This is a genomic window from Streptomyces sp. NPDC046900 (assembly GCF_040644975.1).
Classification (GTDB): Bacteria; Actinomycetota; Actinomycetes; order Streptomycetales; family Streptomycetaceae; genus Streptomyces.
In genome coordinates this window covers 1-15,606 of the sequence record NZ_JBEYXD010000133.1, presented here as the reverse complement: position 1 = coordinate 15,606, position 15,606 = coordinate 1, and the positions used below count along the sequence as shown (strand labels likewise).

Annotated in this window: 14 protein-coding genes and 5 pseudogenes; 11 read left to right on the top strand and 8 right to left on the bottom strand. The window is 68.6% G+C overall.

The window, feature by feature from the left end:
- Together ABZ904_RS47425 and ABZ904_RS47420 are read right to left on the bottom strand one after the other, a co-directional pair.
- Window positions 1-540, bottom strand: a 540-nt coding sequence (locus ABZ904_RS47425; RefSeq protein WP_361830344.1) for a transposase domain-containing protein, incomplete at its 3' end; no start/stop codon positions are given.
- A gap of 153 nt (window positions 541-693) precedes the next feature.
- The gene (locus ABZ904_RS47420) at window positions 694-969 is read right to left on the bottom strand and encodes a hypothetical protein (protein WP_361830342.1); all 276 of its coding nucleotides are present in this window, start codon (window positions 967-969) and stop codon (window positions 694-696) included.
- 232 nt (window positions 970-1,201) lie between these two features.
- Between ABZ904_RS47420 and ABZ904_RS47415 the strand changes: the two are divergent.
- Window positions 1,202-1,580, top strand: a pseudogene (locus tag ABZ904_RS47415) (XRE family transcriptional regulator); the annotation flags it as partial.
- Window positions 1,581-2,110: 530 nt separating this feature from the next.
- Here ABZ904_RS47415 and ABZ904_RS47410 read toward each other — a convergent pair.
- The 5 genes from ABZ904_RS47410 to ABZ904_RS47390 form a co-directional block, all read right to left on the bottom strand.
- Window positions 2,111-2,692, bottom strand: coding sequence for a TetR/AcrR family transcriptional regulator (locus tag ABZ904_RS47410; protein WP_361830340.1), 582 nt, complete (start codon window positions 2,690-2,692; stop codon window positions 2,111-2,113).
- A gap of 447 nt (window positions 2,693-3,139) precedes the next feature.
- Window positions 3,140-3,556, bottom strand: coding sequence for an SsgA family sporulation/cell division regulator (locus tag ABZ904_RS47405; protein WP_361830338.1), 417 nt, complete (start codon window positions 3,554-3,556; stop codon window positions 3,140-3,142).
- A 128-nt stretch (window positions 3,557-3,684) separates the two neighbouring features.
- Window positions 3,685-3,906 (bottom strand): hypothetical protein, encoded by a 222-nt coding sequence (locus ABZ904_RS47400; protein WP_361830336.1) that lies wholly within the window; start codon window positions 3,904-3,906, stop codon window positions 3,685-3,687.
- Window positions 3,907-3,908: 2 nt separating this feature from the next.
- The gene (locus tag ABZ904_RS47395) at window positions 3,909-5,357 is read right to left on the bottom strand and encodes an NAD(P)/FAD-dependent oxidoreductase (RefSeq protein ID WP_361830334.1); all 1,449 of its coding nucleotides are present in this window, start codon (window positions 5,355-5,357) and stop codon (window positions 3,909-3,911) included.
- A gap of 358 nt (window positions 5,358-5,715) precedes the next feature.
- Window positions 5,716-6,186, bottom strand: coding sequence for a VOC family protein (locus tag ABZ904_RS47390; RefSeq protein ID WP_361830332.1), 471 nt, complete (start codon window positions 6,184-6,186; stop codon window positions 5,716-5,718).
- Window positions 6,187-6,425: 239 nt separating this feature from the next.
- On the opposite strand from ABZ904_RS47390, the pseudogene ABZ904_RS47385 reads away from it, so the two are divergent.
- The 6 genes and pseudogenes from ABZ904_RS47385 to ABZ904_RS47360 all read left to right on the top strand — a co-directional run.
- Window positions 6,426-6,747: pseudogene (locus ABZ904_RS47385) on the top strand (hypothetical protein).
- Window positions 6,748-7,261: 514 nt separating this feature from the next.
- Complete coding sequence (locus tag ABZ904_RS47380) at window positions 7,262-8,275, top strand: NADP-dependent oxidoreductase (RefSeq protein ID WP_361830330.1); 1,014 nt, start codon at window positions 7,262-7,264, stop codon at window positions 8,273-8,275.
- 108 nt (window positions 8,276-8,383) lie between these two features.
- Window positions 8,384-8,566: a hypothetical protein gene (locus ABZ904_RS47375; RefSeq protein WP_361830328.1), complete on the top strand. Its 183-nt coding sequence runs from the start codon at window positions 8,384-8,386 to the stop codon at window positions 8,564-8,566.
- 185 nt (window positions 8,567-8,751) lie between these two features.
- Window positions 8,752-9,117 (top strand): annotated as a pseudogene (locus ABZ904_RS47370) (transposase); the annotation flags it as partial.
- A 451-nt stretch (window positions 9,118-9,568) separates the two neighbouring features.
- Window positions 9,569-10,837 carry a DUF2813 domain-containing protein gene (locus ABZ904_RS47365; protein WP_361830326.1) on the top strand — a complete coding sequence of 423 codons (1,269 nt, stop codon included), beginning with the start codon at window positions 9,569-9,571 and terminating at the stop codon, window positions 10,835-10,837.
- A gap of 318 nt (window positions 10,838-11,155) precedes the next feature.
- Window positions 11,156-11,818 (top strand): annotated as a pseudogene (locus ABZ904_RS47360) (ISL3 family transposase); the annotation flags it as partial.
- Between the two features lie 403 nt (window positions 11,819-12,221).
- On the opposite strand, the gene ABZ904_RS47355 reads toward ABZ904_RS47360, so the two are convergent.
- Window positions 12,222-12,728 carry a tetratricopeptide repeat protein gene (locus ABZ904_RS47355; RefSeq protein WP_361830324.1) on the bottom strand — a complete coding sequence of 169 codons (507 nt, stop codon included), beginning with the start codon at window positions 12,726-12,728 and terminating at the stop codon, window positions 12,222-12,224.
- Between the two features lie 124 nt (window positions 12,729-12,852).
- On the opposite strand from ABZ904_RS47355, the gene ABZ904_RS47350 reads away from it, so the two are divergent.
- The 4 genes and pseudogenes from ABZ904_RS47350 to ABZ904_RS47335 form a co-directional block, all read left to right on the top strand.
- Window positions 12,853-13,818 (top strand): IS701 family transposase, encoded by a 966-nt coding sequence (locus ABZ904_RS47350; protein ID WP_361830322.1) that lies wholly within the window; start codon window positions 12,853-12,855, stop codon window positions 13,816-13,818.
- Window positions 13,815-14,222 (top strand): hypothetical protein, encoded by a 408-nt coding sequence (locus ABZ904_RS47345; protein WP_361830320.1) that lies wholly within the window; start codon window positions 13,815-13,817, stop codon window positions 14,220-14,222. Before ABZ904_RS47350 ends, ABZ904_RS47345 begins: the two co-directional genes overlap by 4 nt.
- Window positions 14,223-14,472: 250 nt before the next feature.
- A complete protein-coding gene (locus tag ABZ904_RS47340) occupies window positions 14,473-15,300 on the top strand; it encodes a transposase family protein (protein WP_361830318.1) in 828 nt (275 codons plus the stop codon).
- 75 nt (window positions 15,301-15,375) lie between these two features.
- Window positions 15,376-15,520, top strand: a pseudogene (locus ABZ904_RS47335) (IS701 family transposase); the annotation flags it as partial.
- Between the last annotated feature and the right edge of the window lie 86 nt (window positions 15,521-15,606).

Sequence of the window (15,606 nt, the reverse complement as noted above, 5' to 3'; positions counted from 1 at the left end):
GCGGGTGCCGCACTCGACCAGGACCACGAGCCTCAGCAGCGGGTAGCCGAACTCCAGCCGGCCACCGGCCCGCTTGGGGTAGCGCCAAGTGATCGCCTGCTCGTCGGGCGCGTGCAGCAAGGTCCCGTCGACAGCCACGGTCCGCAGGCCCCGCCAGAAGGAGCCGGACTGGCCGCGGTGGGCGACGGGCCCGGCAAGGACCTCGAACAGGCGCCGCAGCGGAGCTGCGCCTATCCGCCGCCGGGCCCGGGACAGCGAAGAAACCGCTGGCCGCACCAAGGCCAGCCCGTCCAGCCCGGCCACCAGCTTGCCCCACACCCCCCGGTAGGAGCAGTCCTCGAACAGGGCCAGGGCCAGGACGAAGTAGACCACCACCCGCGACGGCAGCAGACGCAGCCGCCGCTCCCGCGTCCCTGTCTCCTCCAGCACCGCGTCCACCAGCGCGAAGTCCACGACCTGCGTCAGCTCACCCACGTGCCCGGGCGCGTACACACCCCCGGCCACCTCGATCGTTCGCGTGATGACAGACTTCTCCCGCAACGGGACTCCCAATGATCACCTTGCCTCAGCAACAAGTTGATCTATCAGGGCGTCCCGTTGCGCCATTCACCAGGGCTTGACCTGCCGCTCAAGACCCAAACGCAACGGTGTTGATGTAGTGATCGTCGTGGGATTTCCTTTTTGCTGCCTGGCTCAGGCGGAGGATTGCTCTGTGCTGGTCAGAGCGGCCCGGCGGGTGCCGCGGCTGTCGCAGAGGACGGTGCGCGGTCGGCCAGGGCGCTTGGGGTGGGAGGCCTTGGCGTGGTGTCGGCGCAGCAGTGTGTCGGGCGTGACGATCAACTGGAGTCGGCGAAGTTGTGCTCGGGGGAGGTCGTGCAGGAGCGCGGCGAGCAGGGCGCGGTCGGGCCAGGTGAGCTTCGGCTTGTCGATCTGCCGCTGTAACACGGCCAGTTGGTAGCGTAGTGCCAAGATTTCAGCATCCTTGTCGCGGTTCGCCCATCGGCAGGAGCCGTATCAAGGTGAACACGCTCGTCAAGGCCAGGTAGGGCAGTCGCGGCAGCACCGGACCATCCTGATGCCGGCTGGAGCCGGCTGGCAATCACCGAGCGAGGCCCCGGTCGGCACCGCCGACCGGGAGGGACCCACGACAGTGCCCACAGGCGGCCTGACCAGCACGGATGAGATTACTGGCACCTACAACGTCAAAGACCAGATCAAAAAGCCCCGTCCGGACCTCGCCGCCCGCCTGGAGAACGAGGTGAAGAAGCGGTGGCAGCCGCAGATCCGCGCCAAGGCGCGGCAGAAGGCGGCGACCACCGGCGGCCCGCGCCCGGATCGGCTACACCGCGCCGATCGGGACGACGGACGAGGACCGGCTCCGGCACCTGACGGTTGCGCTGCCGCCGCGATTCGCAGCCCGCCTCTTCGACGCCCGGGAGGCCGGCGTCAGTGACCAGCAACTCCAGCAGATCGCCGCAGAAGCGCTCAAGGGGGTGTATTTCCAGGACAGCGGCCGCCGCGCCGGCCAGCTGGAGGAGGTCCGCTTCACCGATATCGAGCATCTCGAGTTCGACCTGTAGATCTCGAACAGCCGCGGGCCCCGGCGACTGTGACATGCTCGGCACCGATCTGGCGCACCTGCCCGCACTGGACCGCTGACCGGAGCGCCGTGTCGCTCTCGGTTCGCCTCACCGACAGCCGCGCAGCGGCCTGGTCCGGTCCGGGGTGTCGGCGGCGATCAGATCCGCCAGGTCCTGGCGCTGGCAGACGGAAGGTGGATGTACGTCTCGGCCGACCCTCGGTCCGAGGCGAGCGACCTGGCCTTTGCCGGCAAGTACCTGGACGATCGGGCACCAGGCATCATGGTTGCCCGTCTGCCCATTCACTGTTGACGGGAAGTCGTGCTGGACAGGGTCATCCCGGGAGAGCATGTGGGTGACGTCGTATCGGCCGGCGTGCCTGCACCTTCGTCGGCCGCTTCCCGTGGTCGCGGTCCGCTCCCGGGTGTCGCGCGGCTCGACGCCGGCGACCTTGGCCGCCATGGCGAACCGGGCGCCGCTCCGCTCCTGCCGAGCGTGCGGGGAGTTCGCCGGTCTGCGTGCGTGACGATTCAGCTACGGGTGCCCCCTTCGGCATCGCTGTTCGCCGTGCTGGTCAGGATCGCGCTGGCGACCACGTCGAAGAGGTGAGCGGCGCCGGGCGCGAGCGAGCGCTGGTCGCCGATCCAGGCGAGCGCCTCCACCAGCGCGAACAGATCGTCGCCGTCGATGTCGGTCCGCGCCACGCCCGCGGCTTGGGCGCGGGCAAGGAGCCGGGCACCGGCGGCACGCAGGGTGACGCACGAAGCGTGGAGTGCGGAATCGGGGTCCGCGATGGCGGCTGCCATCAGCACGACCGCACCCCGGTACTCGGTGGTCCAGCCGACGCAGTCGCGCAGCCATGAAACGAGAGCATCACCGGGCGAGTCGTCCGTCTCGAGGGCGTCCGCCTTGGCGGTCAGCTCGCCGAAGCTCGTGTGGAGCAGGGCATCGAGCAGCGCCTCGCGTGTCGAAAAGTGCCGCAGCAGCGTGGCGAGACCGACATCGGCCCTGCGTGCGATGTCGCGCAGGGACACGTCGACGCCCTGCTCGCTGATGGCGGCGCCCGCTACGGCGAGCAGGTGGTCGCGGTTCTTCCTGGCATCGGCCCGCATCTGTCCCCCTTGAGTATTCGGATCGGTTGTCCATGTATTCGGGTCAGTGGTCCGAGTACATGGATCACTGATCCGAATAAGAGTATCGTGCAGCGCGGGCAGGGGCGAGCCGCCCCTTGCGGCCGTCACCACCGTCCGTGCTGGTGCGTCAATCGACGCGAAGTGCGCGCCGTGCGGCCGAGGTCCCTGTCGAGACGGGGGCCGTCCTCCCTCCAAGCACAGGCGAGGGTGCTTGCTCGCGGCGCGCCGGAGGATGGCCCTCTGGACAGTTCGTGGGGCGGGCGGCGGGCGGCAAGGCGAGTGTCATCCGCAGGCCCGGGATGAGGCTCATCGGCGACATCGCCTTCAGCGCTAACGACGAGCGCCGGCCTTACCCGGCAACCTGCCATCACGGGGCAACTTCAGGTGTGACACGAGGTCTCTGACGGCGGTCTGGACGTCTCCTCATCAGGCCGTTCCGTGTAGCAGCCGGGACAGCTCGGCATTCAGGTCGATGCCGTCACCCTCCCGCCCGGACGGCACCAGGTGGTAGGTGCGCTCCAACCACTGCGTCACCACTGAGAGGGAGGCTGTGAGGTGGGCGGCCCCGTGCGGAGGGGACAGTGCGAGATTCAGCACGGCATCCGGCCCTGTGTGGGTGGGCCAAAGTCGCACGTCCCCTTCTCCGCTCGGCCGCAGTACGCCCTGCGCCAGCAGATCTCGGTCGAACGCCCAGGCGACCGGTTCGTCAGTATCGGCATAGAAGACGATGTGCACGGCATAGGGGTCGTGCGGTTCGTACAGGAGGCGGGTCGGCACCTTCACCCGCTGGTCCGGCGTGAGCGTGAGCTCGGTATAAAGAGATTGATCGATGCAACTGCTCATGATTCCAGCTGTAGGTTCACGGGCTGACGGGTGCGCCACTGCAGCCGGCAGCGGTGCACCCGCACCCTCCGACGTCGGTGCCCGCGCGTGTCCGGGCACATGCGCATACCTGTCCTGTGCTCCGAGGGTCAGCGGGAGGTGTGGTCGTTGAGCCCGTGCGCCTTGGCACTCACGGTGCCCCACTTGTCGGCGTTCCAGCGGTGGAACTGCTGGCCGTCGTTGTGGTGCCACTTGTGGTCGTTCCGCTCCCACTTGTGGTGGCAGAGGGGCGTCGGAGGTCCGTTCCTTGCCTGCGGACGGCCGGGTCGCCGGGCGCAGGGAAGGACCGCCCCGAATGCCGGCGAGGGCATGTTCAGCCGCGGTGGGTTTCCAGCAGTCGCAGCCAGATTTCGCCGAGGGTGGGGAAGGCGGGGACGGCGTGCCAGAGCCGGTCGAGGGGGACTTCCCCGGCGACGGCGATGGTGGCCGAGTGGACGAGTTCGCCGACACCGGGGCCGGCGAAGGTGACGCCGGCGACGGTGCCCCGGTCGGTGTCGATGAGCATGCGGGCGTGGCCGCGGTAGTCCTCGCCGTACTGGTGGGCGCCGGCGACGTGGGCGAGGTTGTAGTCGACGACCTTGATGCGGCGGCCGCTGTGTTCGATCTCGCGGCTGGTGAGGCCGACGGAGGCGACTTCGGGGGTGGTGAAGACGACTTGGGGGACGGCGGCCGTGTCTGCGGTGGCGACGTGCGCGCCCCAGGGGGCGTCGTCGACGGGCTCGCCGTTGGCGCGGGCGCCGATGACGGTGCCGGCGATCCGGGCCTGGTACTTGCCCTGGTGGGTCATCAGGGCGCGGCGGTTGACGTCGCCGACGGCGTAGAGCCAGCCGCCGTCGATGCCGGTGACACGGAAGGTGTCGTCGACGGTGAGCCAGTCGCCGGGGGTGAGTCCGACGTTTTCCAGGCCGATGTCGCGGGTCTGTGGGGCGCGGCCGGTGGCGAGGAGGATCTCGTCCGCGGCCAGTTGTCCCCCGTCGGACAGGGTGATTCGCACTTCGCCGTTCTCGCGTGTCATGGAGGTGGCGGTGGTGTTGAAGCGGATGTCGACGCCTGCTTCGAGCAGCCCCTCGGTGACCAGGTCTCCGGCGAAGGGTTCCATGCGCTCCAGGAGCCCGTTCTCGAGGACGAGCATGGTGACTTGGGAGCCGAGGGCCTGCCAGGCGGTGGCCATCTCGACGGCGACGACGCCGCCTCCGACGATGGCGAGGCGGCCGGGCGCCTTGGTGGCGGTGGTGGCCTCGCGGCTGGTCCAGGGGCGCACGGTGTCGTATCCGGGGATGGGGGGCAGGGCGGCGCGGGTGCCGGTGGAGACGGCGACGGCGTGCCGGGCGGTCAGGTGGACGGTGTCGCCATCGGGGGTCTGCACGGCCACCTGCTTGGGGCCGGTGAGGCGGCCGTGGCCGCGTATGAGGTCGACGGAGACGGAGTTGAGCCAGTCGACCTGGTCCTCGTCCTTCCAGTAGGAGGACATCTTGTCGCGGTGTGCGAGGACCGCGTCGACGTCGAGCGGTCCGGCGACGGCCGGGTCGAGTCCGGGTACGCGGCTTGCGTCGGCACGTGCGACCACCGGCCGCAGCAGCGCCTTGCTGGGGTCGCAGGCCCAGAACGAGCATTCGCCGCCGATGAGGTCGCGCTCGATGATCACGGTGCTGAGTCCGGCGGCGCGGGCGCGTTCGGCCACGTTCTCGCCGACCGGCCCTGCGCCGATGACGATCACGTCGTAGGTGCGGGTCGTCTCGTTCGTCACTGCTGCGTTCGTCACTGCTGTGTTCCTCACTGTTTCGTTCCTCATTGCGTGCGTGCCTGGGTCGGACTCTCCACGGCCGCGGCCCCTTGCCGGCCGCGTTCGCCGTTGCCCGCCGCCGGACGGCGCCGGGGCCGCCGCACCGCACGAGGTCGAGGGGGCAGTCACGGGCTGGGACGGCCGCGGGCGGCCGGCGCGGCCCCGTGGCAGCCGGACCGCCGGGCTGCGGAGAGCACCCACCCATGCGCTCGCCCGGCGGTCCGGTGCCGGTCTTCGGTCCGGACCGCGAGAGGTGCTGGTCCGGACTGGCTGTCGTCCGGGCCGGGCACGGCCCGTTGCAGCCCTTGGACGGTGGCTTGGCGGCTTGTGGGTGAGGTCAGCGGCCGGGGAGGCGCTCCGAGATTTCCTGGAGCACCCAGCCGTTGCCGTCCGGGTCGCTGAAGGTGGCGAAGGAGGCGTAGGAGGCGCGCTCGGGGTGCGGGCCGGCCAGTCGCTCCTGGCCGGGGAGGCGGTGGGTGACGTCCCCGCCCTCGTGGCCGTGGAAGAGGCCGCCTGCGTCGTGGAAGATCTCGCTGACCTCGATGCCGCGGCCGGTGAGCTCCGCCCGGGCCTCCTCGACGTCGGAGACGATGACGTACAGGCCCTGGAACGAGCCGGGTGCGAGGGGGGTCATCCCCTCGCCGAAGAGGATCGAGCACTCGGAACCGGGCGGCGTGAAGTGCACCACCCGGACGTCCTCGCTGGCCTTGTAGTCGACGTCCAGGCGGAATCCGACCTTCTCGTAGAAGGCCTTGGCCCGGTCGATGTCGGAGACGGGCAGCACGATCACTTCGAGCTTCAGTTTCATGGGGGGTGTCCTTGTTTCTTGACGTCGGCGGATTACGCCCAATGCGTCACCGGTTCAACAGGTGGTGGTCGCGGCCGGGGCCTCGTTGCCTCCGGCTGCTGCGGCGGACGGCGTGACGCCGAAGGGGGAGTGGGTATCCGCTACGGTCCGACCTGAACCAATGGTCCGTTTTTCCGGACCATTGATCCGAATATATGGACCACCGATCCGAATAGTCAAGGGGGAGGAGATGTGGGCTGATGCATGAGCGGGGCGTCGGTGTGTCACTGCGCGAGATCGCGCGTAGGGCGGAGGTCGGGGATCGCGGCGCTGCTGCGTCACTTCCTGACGCGCGAGGCGCCATCGAGGGCACCGAATCCGCACTCCCCGCCTCGTGCGTCACGGTGCGCGCGGCCGGTGTGCGACTCCTTGCCCGCGCCTGGGGCGCGGTCATGGCGCGGATTGATGGCGTCGACTTGTTTGCACTGCCGGCGGCGCTTCGCTCGACTCGGCGATCAACGCTCGCTCGCACCATGCGCCGACCGCCTTTTCAGGGTCCCGGCGGCTCGCGGTAGCTGCTGAGCCGATCCGGGTCGGCGAGAAGCAGGGGGCGAACACGGCGCTCTGGGTCTCGAACTGTTCGTGCGCGCCGCCGTCGTCAGCCGCTTCGCGGCGGTCGCGGTCCGCTCCCGGGGGCGCGCGGCCCAGTCCGCCGGTCCGCGAGCGAGACGGTTTCGTCTGCAGGCTCGAGGGTGACGCTCCCTGTCGGGCCCGGCCGCTCCTTGCGGTCGTCGGAATCTTGCTCGCGCCAGGCCGCGGGGTCTTCGAGGTGACGCCCACGCGTGCCGAGTCGGGGCAGCCTCGCGAGGTCGAGGCCGGCCCTGCGTGTGATGTCGCGCCGTGACCGTCGACGCCCTGCTCGCTGATGGCGGTGCCCGCTGCGGCGAACGGGCGGTCGCGGCCCGTCCCGGCGTCGGCCCGCGTCTGCCCCTCTTGACTATTCGGATCAGTGGTCCATATATTCGGATCGTTGGTCCGGAAAAGTGGATCGCCGATTCACTTCATTTATCCCCGCGAGAGACGCAGGAAGAGCGCTGTGCCAAAACAGACCATGAAAGCGATCCGGCTGCACGAGTTCGGCGGCCCTGAGGTGCTGCGTCATGAGGAGGTGCCGGTTCCCGTGCCGGGGCCGGGTGAGGTGCTCGTGCGCGTGCACGCGATCGGCATCAACCCTCCTGACCGGTACGCGCGTGAGGGGATGCCCGACATACCCCCCGAGATCAGGCCCCCGTTCCATCTCCCCCTGATTCCGGGGACCGACGTCTCAGGCGTTGTGGAAGCCGTCGCCGCCGACGTCAACGGCTTCGCGGTCGGAGATGAGGTGATCGGCCTTCTGCGCTTCCCCACCGTTCTCCAGAGCAGCGCGTACGCCGAGTACGTCACCGCGCCGGCGTCCGACCTCGCCCGCAAGCTGGCCGGCATCGACCACGTGCACGCCGCCGCCCTGGTCATGTCGGGGTTGACGGCGTGGCAGTTCTTGATCGAGCTCGGGCACGATCATCCCTCGCCGTTCCAAGAGGCCCAGCACCGCCCGATGGCACTCGACAGCGAGAGCACGGTGCTCATCAACGGCGCTGCCGGTGGCGTGGGGCACCTTGCTCTCCAGCTGGCCAAGTGGAAGGGGGCCCGCGTCATCGCCGTGGCCTCCGGCGCCCACGAGACGTTCCTGCGCGAGCTCGGCGCCGACGAGTTCATCGACTACACCAAGGAGCGGCCCGAGGAAGTCGTTCGTGACGTCGACCTGGTCCTGGACACCGTGGGGGGTCCTAACAGCAGGCGCTTCCTGCGCACCCTCAAGCGCGGCGGGTCCCTCTACCCGGTGTACTTCGGCCAGTTCGACGACGAGGAGAACGCGGAGCTGGGTGTCACGGTCACGGCCGTGTCGGTCCGCTCGAGCGGCGCGCAGCTCGCCGAACTGGAGAGCTTGGTTGACGCGGGGAAGATTCGCGTCGCGATCGACAGCACGTTCCCGCTCGCGGATGCCCGGGCGGCGCACGAGCGCATCGCCCGGGGGCACATCCGGGGCAAGATCGTGCTCACGGTCGCCTAGGAACGGGCCGTCTCACCGACGCGTCCGGCGGTCGTCCTCAGGGCGCTGGTGGCCTTCGAAACGCCGACGCGGAGACCTCGGGGCGCGGCTGGCGATCAGGTGGTCGCGATGCTCGCTGCGGCGAACCGGGCGGACCCGTTCGGTCGGCTCGGTTCGCCGCAGGAGATCGCCGAGACGATCACATCTCTGGGCGTCGTCGGGTTGTCCGCGGTGGGCCAGGTGTGTCAGGCCAACTGGAGCGGGTGCTCGGCGCTGGTCAAGCCGTGGAGGGCGGGGCGGTGGTGCTGGTGATCTGGTTCCAAGTGGTGAAGCGGTGCTGCATCTCGGTTCGGTAGCCGGTGGCGGAGGCGCCTGAATCGCGGCGAGATCGCGCTGAATGCGGCGAGGAACCGTCGGGTTCTGCCGGCGGAACCGACGGCCTCACCCGCCGACCTCACGGCTACCGCCGAGGTGCAGCACTTGCGGGGCCGCGCGCGTCCGTGGTCGCCGACATGCTCGGACGCCAGTTCCCGCAGGTCAAGACGATGCTGCTGGACGCGGCAACGGACATCACCGCCTTCGCCGACTTCCCGCCGGCGCACTGGAAGAAGATCTGGTCGACCAACCCGCTGGAGCGGCTGAACCGGGAGATCTAACGGCGGGCCGACGTCGTCCAGGTCTTCCCCAGCCCCACCGCCCTGGACCGGCTCGCCGCCGCGGTGCTGGCAGAACTCCACGACGAGTGGCAGGTCTTCGACCGCCGTTACCTCTGCGAAGCCTCCATGGCCGAGCTCTTCACCACCAAACCGATCGAACCCGAACCGCAGATCACACCACAACCGGAACCGAAACAGCTGCCGTGACTACACCACCCCGCGGGACACGACCGACGGTCGGTGTTCCCACGCTGGCGCAGCGCAGGTCCTGCCTGCGGGAGTTGGCGGGTTCCTGCTGCGGTCACGGATGACGGCTGGTACGTCGCACACCACCCCTGCTTACTTTCTGCTGGACTGCGGCCGGCGGGGTGTAGGCGTTCGGGACGGGCCGGGGGCTCCAGGCGGTGCCAGGGAGAAGCTGCCCCGGCCGTCTTGCCGTGTCTGACCTCCTCGACGCAGAGCTGGGTGTCCGGTTGCTGCCAGTTGAGACGTGTGCGACGAGTGGCACAGTTCCAGAACTATGGACATGGAGTGAAAAAAGTGTGTTTATGATGCGTCAAAGTCGCCCGCGTGACCAGATGTTGGGAGGAGGTGGGCGGCCTGGAGCACCTGCGTCACGCCGGACGCGGGAACGCAGGAACCATCGGGGGGCCGTTTCGTGTACCTGGCATGTCTGTATGCCGAAAACTTCCGGATCTTCGGTCCTGCTGCCGAGCAGGAGGGCGATCCAGACACCCGCTTGCGGATGGACTTCGGCCCCGCCACCAACGTCTTGGTCGGCGAGAACGGCAGTGGGAAAACCGCCGTCATCGACGCCATCCGCCTGTGCCTGCAGACCACGGCGGGGGACTACTACCGGATCACCGCCGACGACTTCCACGTCCGCGACGGCCACCGTACCGACAGCTTCACTCTCACCTGCGGGTTCAAAGATCTCACGCCGCAGGAGCAGGCCGTCTTCCTGGAGTTGGTGACCACCGAAGCGGACGGAAGCAGCTCCCTGTACGTCACCGTGCGGGCCCAGCTGATCGACCCCGTCCACTCCAGCCGGGTCTCCCTCGTCACCCGCACCGGCCCCGACGGTCAGGGTCCCACCCTCGACGGCACCGCCCGGGAACTGCTCAAGGCCACCTACCTGCGCCCGCTGCGGGACGCCGAAGCCGAGTTGCGGTCCGGCCGTGGCTCGCGCCTGTCGCAGATCCTCGCCGGCTATCCCGCCATCAAGGACCAGGCGACCAGCGACTTCGATCCGGTCAAAGACACCGCCACGACTCTGGTCGGCATCCTGCAGCGCACCGAGCGTCACCTCAGCAAGAAGGAGGCCATCACCGCGGCCCGCGACGACATCAACGCCAGCTACCTGCAGAAGTTCGCCATCGGCTCCGACGTCCTGCGCGGTGAGATCGGCGTCTCCGGCGACGCCACCCTCGCCCGGGCTCTGGAACGCCTGGAACTTCGCCTGTTCGCTGGCGCCAAGGAATGGACCCGGCACGGACTCGGCTACAGCAACGCGCTGTTCATGGCCGCCGAGCTCCTCCTGCTCGCAACAGCGAACTCGCCCCACTGCTGCTCATCGAGGAACCGGAGGCCCATCTCCACCCCGCAACTGCAGACCCGTATCATGGACCTGCTGTGCGAACGCGCCGGAGAAGCCAGCGACAAACCGGCCCTGCCGGTGCAAGTCATCTGCACCACCCACAGCCCCAACCTCGCCTCCGCCGCACCGGTGGAGCACCTCACCCTCGTCTCGCGCGGCGCGACCTTCAGCCTGGCCCCGCGCCAGACCCCGAGGCCAGACCCGCGATCGGTCCCGAGGCCCTTCGCGGACCCGGGCACACGGGCACCATGGAGATCGAACTCCGCATGCCGTGCTCACGACAGGGCTGCCCCCGCACCGAGCGCCCTCCCGGCCCGTCCTGGGCCGTAGAAGGGCGCTCAACGATGACCAACGTCAACAACTACCGACAGCTCAGCGGCAGGTCAGAGCGGTGACGGAGCCGTACCCATGGGGACCTTGGCGGTAGCAGGGGGACTGCCTTGAGCCCTTGTAGTAGCAATGTGGCAGCGCGCTTCGTCGCAAGGTCCCGCCGCTCCAAGGGGAGGACATGATCTCCTCCGGGCCGTCTATGGGCCGTGCGAGGTCGGGTCTGTACGGTCAACGGCCCTGTCTCACATTCGGCGGTGACGGAGAGTCGTGAGGGTCGTTGACCTTTGTGTGAAGGATGTCAACGAGCTTGTGCGGACGGTGTTTTCGGGTCTGTCTCCGCTGGTCATCGAGGATGTGGCCGACGAGGGTGAGCGGATCGTGGTGCGGGCGCGGACTCCGCAGGAGGCCGCCGTCTGCCCGCTGTGCGGGGCGTCGTCGGGACGGGTGCACGACTACCACTGGCGGACAGTCGCCGACGTGCCGGTCGACGGGCGACGGGTGGTGGTCCGTGTGCGGGTGCGGCGTCTGGTGTGCCCCACCCGCGGCTGCCGGCAGACCTTCCGCGAGCAGATGCCCGGAGTACTGGAGCGGTACCAGCGCCGCACGGCACGTCTGACCAGGCAGGTCAAGGCCGTGGTCAAGGAGTTAGCGGGCCGGGCGGGAACACGGTTGCTGGCGATACTCGCGGTGGGCCTGTCCCGTCACACGGCCCTGCGCACCCTGTTGCGCATCCCGTTGCCCACCGGGCGGACGCCGCGCGTGATCGGCGTCGACGACTTCGCTCTGCGCCGGCGGCACCGTTACGCCACCGTGGTGATCGACGCCGAGACCCATGAACGGATCGACGTGCTGCCCGACCGCACGGCCGACAGCCTTGAAGCATGGCTGAGCGAACATCCAGGCATCGAGGTGGTGTGCCGTGACGGATCGGCGACCTACGCCGAGGCCATCCGCCGCGCCCTGCCCGACGCGGTGCAGGTCGCGAGCGGCGAGACCCTACACGCCCGTATAGGGTCTCGCGGCTGATGTCGTAATCTCACGGGCCGTGTCGCACCGATAGCTTTGCCGTACAAAACCGGTCTGGTTTCAACCCGGCTGGTGTTGATCGTGTAAAAGCTGCTGGTCGCTGACCCGCAGCCAACGTGAGCCAGGAATCCCCCTGCTTCAGCTGGGGGAGGAGTCAAGTACTAGTCGATCAGCCCGGCGCGCATGCCCGCCCCGGCGAGCGTTGCGCCGCCGAATGTTCATTGGGCCGCCGTCCTCGGCCTTGAGCCGGGTGATCTCGGCGATTGTGAGCTCTGCACCCGGCAGCGCCAGCGAACCGAGCCGATCGGCCACAACTGTCATTCAGATCCCCCGGCTTCGGGCATCGACCACCTGGAGTTCACTTGCACTTGGATGACTGGCCATCACTGTGATGGCGCCAATGGTGCTTGGTCTCGCCCAACGCCTTCCGAAACTCCTTGAGGGTGTTGTGAGCCTTGATGCGGGTTGGGTGGCCCTGGCCCAGCGCGCGGTCGATGTCCCGTACAACCAACGCCAGTGCGTCGACGGCTTCCTCTGATCCGTCGATGCTTGCCTGCATTGTGGCCAGCGTGAGTCTGCTGTTGAGCGTGTCCGGCGAATCGGGCCCCAGGCATTTGGTGCGGAGGCCAATGACGAGCTCAAGATCCGCCATTCCGCCCTCAACGTCGCCCTTCTCGATGCGCCACGTCGCCGCCTCGTGTTGAGTGATGAGAGAGTCTGGATGATTCGGACCGAGCACGCGCTGCCTTGCACGGAGCAGTTGGGCCATCTCCCTCGCGGCGTAATCAGCATCACCATTCAGGCCCTTCCACCGTGCCCGCTCGTGGCGAGAGGCCAGCGTCTCCGGGTGATCAACGCCCAGCAACGCGGTCTTACGCTTGATCAGATACGGCAGCTGTAGATAGGTCTGTCGATGCTCGTTGCTGCTGTTCAGCGGCTTGAGGGGGTGGCTGCGGGCACGAGGACGGCCGCCTTGATCATGACGTGGTGTGACGCAACATCAGAACGAGACGGTCGCTTCGGCCACGGTAGACCACGAAGGCCACGACATTGCGTTTGGGGGCCTGTTGGCCTCGGTGGCCGACTGCTTCGCCCGGTCCGAGACCCGGGAGACGTTCGCACGGATGACACGGGGCATGCTGATGGAGCTGGAGGACGTCAACTGCTGGAGCCTGGCCGAAGCGATCGAGGAGCGGGGCCCGCACCGCCTGCACCATCTGCTGTCCCGTGCGGTGTGGGACGAAGGGGCGGTGCTGGAGCGGACGGCTGCCTGGGCCGCCTGCCTGCTCGACGACGGCGACGGGATCCTGATCGCGGACGAGACGGGGGATGCGAAGTCCTCCACCGACGCGGTGGCAGCGGCCCGCCAGTACTCCGGCTCGGTTGGCGGAGTCGCCCTGTGCCAGGTCGCCGTGCACCTCACCTTCGCCACCACTGCCGGGCACTGCCTGATCGACCGGCGCCTGTACTTCACCAGGGAGTGGGCCGGTGATGAGGAGCGTCGTGAGCTGGCCGGTGTTCCCGACGAGCTGTGCTTCGCGACCAAGCCGCAACTCGCGGTGGACATGCTCCGCGCCGCCGGCCGGCAGGGCATATCCGCGTCGTTCTTCCTGGGGGACGAGGTCTACGGAGGGCGGGAGGTGCGTACCGCCTGCCGCGAGCTGGGCCTGGGTTACGTCGTGGGAGTGCGCTCCAATCACCAGGTCACCACCCCGGCGGTGAAGCTGAGCGTGGCCCAGGCCGCCGCCCGGCTGCCGAAGCGGGCCTGGCGGCGGATGGCAACCGGCGCGGGGCAGAAGGGCGTGCGCGACTACGACTGGGCGATGATCGAGGTCACCGCCGACGACACCCCCGACGGACACGACCGCGACGCGGGGACGTCCGTATTGCTGGTCCGTCGGCACCGCTACACCCACACCGTGTCCTACTACCGCTGCTTCGCCCCGGGCCGGTGACTCTGGCGAGACTGGTGTCCCTGGTGTCCCTGGTGTGCCGCAGGTGGCGGGTGGAGGACGACTTCCAGGACGCGAAGGAGATCTGCCACCTCGACAAAGGCCAGGTCACCTGCTGGAACTCCTGGCACCGCTGGAGCGTGATCGCCCTGGTCGCCTACGCCTTCCTGGCCGTCGCCGCCGCCCTCGAACGTGCCGCCCACATCAGCCGGAACGATCCCGCTGAGGCCGACCTCGTCCCCCTCAGCAGCCACGAACTCCTCCGCCTGCTACGGGCCTTGATCCTTCCGCCACCCCGACGAGACCGCCCCCACCTGCCGTGGTGGTCCACCTGGCGCCGCCGCCACCAACACCGCGCCCGTCTCTGCCACCGCCGCTGGCACGCGTACGCCGACACCGCACCATGATCAGACAGCACACCAGCAGCTATCTACAGCTGCCGTATCAGATCGCGGAAAGCCTTGTCGCCTGCATGCCCATCGCCGGCTTCGCACGTGAAGAGGGCGATGTTGTGCTCAATGAGCCTTTCCCGGTAACCGACGGTCGCTGAGGGTGATCGCCTCCGGGAGTCTCGTGGTGCACTCCCAACTCCGGGCAGGCGTAAGGCCCCTGGTAGGAACGATCTTGCGACAGAAAGATCCGACCGAGGGGCCTCACGTGCCGACCAGTGTCACATACACCGCCGTGCTCGATGTCCGGTGCTCTACCGCCGAGCACCTGGCCCGGCTCCTGCGAAGCCATCGAACCGAGATCGGCACCCGCCGCGGGCGCCGCGCCCTGGGCTGCTTCAAGCAGGCCATGCTGATCCTGTGCTGGTTCATCGATGGCACCCGTCTGTCCCAACTCGCCCGCGACAACGCTCTGTCCACCTCCACCGCCTACCGATACCTGCACGAAGGGCTGACGGTCCTGGCGGCCGGGGCACCGGACCTGGCCACCGCGCTGCAACGGGCGAAGGCGGCCGGCCTGACCCACCTCAATCTGGACGGCACGGTCATCCCTACCGACCGCGTCGCCGCCCCGGGACCCAACGGGGCAGACCTCTGGTGGTCGGGAAAACACAAGCATCACGGCGGCAACGTGCAGGTCATCTCCGCCCCGGACGGCTGGCCGATCTGGGTCTCGCCGGTGCGGCCCGGCCGCGAGCACGACACCACCTGCGCCCGCCACCACGGGCTGGTCGATGCTCTGAACCGGCTCGCCGACCAACTGGGCACCCTCACCCTGGTCGACCTCGGCTACGAGAACACCGGAGACGGCTTCCGTCACCCGGTCAAGAAGCCCGCGGGCGGTGAACTCACCGAAGCCCAGCAGACCTTCAACAGGGTCATCCGAGGCATCCACGGGATGTGCGAACGCGCGAACGCCCTGCTCAAGACCACCTTCAAGGCCCTGCGGCGGGTCAGCCTCGATCCCAGCCGCATCACCCAGATCGCCGCCGCAGCCCTCGTCCTGCTCCAGCTCGAATACGACCGCACCATCTGAACGATCACACACAGGCATGATTGCTTACCGGGAAAGGCTCATTGCCCTCGACTCTGGAACCGTTGCGCTGGGGAGCCTGGCGTCGGTCACTGGGTCCTGGCCCAGCGCAAGTGTCGGCGACCCCGCCGAGATCGCCTACTACGTCCGCTATGGCCCGGTCGCTACCCGGCTGAAAGACCTGGCCAAGGTTGCTGCGGCGAGGTGGGCGGTGGAGGTGTGTCAACCTCAATGCACGCATGAGCGTCAATCGGTGTCCTGTGTGTCTGCGGCGAGCGGGTGCTGCCAGTAGCGGCGGGTGTACCAGCC

Excerpts from the sequence above, each read along its gene's own strand:
- ABZ904_RS47375 (WP_361830328.1), top strand. The coding sequence starts at position 8,384 with ATGCTCGCTGCGGCGAACCGGGCGGACCCGTTCGGTCGGCTCGGTTCG.
- ABZ904_RS47400 (WP_361830336.1), bottom strand. The coding sequence starts at position 3,906 with ATGCCCTCGCCGGCATTCGGGGCGGTCCTTCCCTGCGCCCGGCGACCC.
- ABZ904_RS47410 (WP_361830340.1), bottom strand. The coding sequence starts at position 2,692 with ATGCGGGCCGATGCCAGGAAGAACCGCGACCACCTGCTCGCCGTAGCG.
- ABZ904_RS47390 (WP_361830332.1), bottom strand. The coding sequence starts at position 6,186 with ATGAAACTGAAGCTCGAAGTGATCGTGCTGCCCGTCTCCGACATCGAC.
- ABZ904_RS47405 (WP_361830338.1), bottom strand. The coding sequence starts at position 3,556 with ATGAGCAGTTGCATCGATCAATCTCTTTATACCGAGCTCACGCTCACG.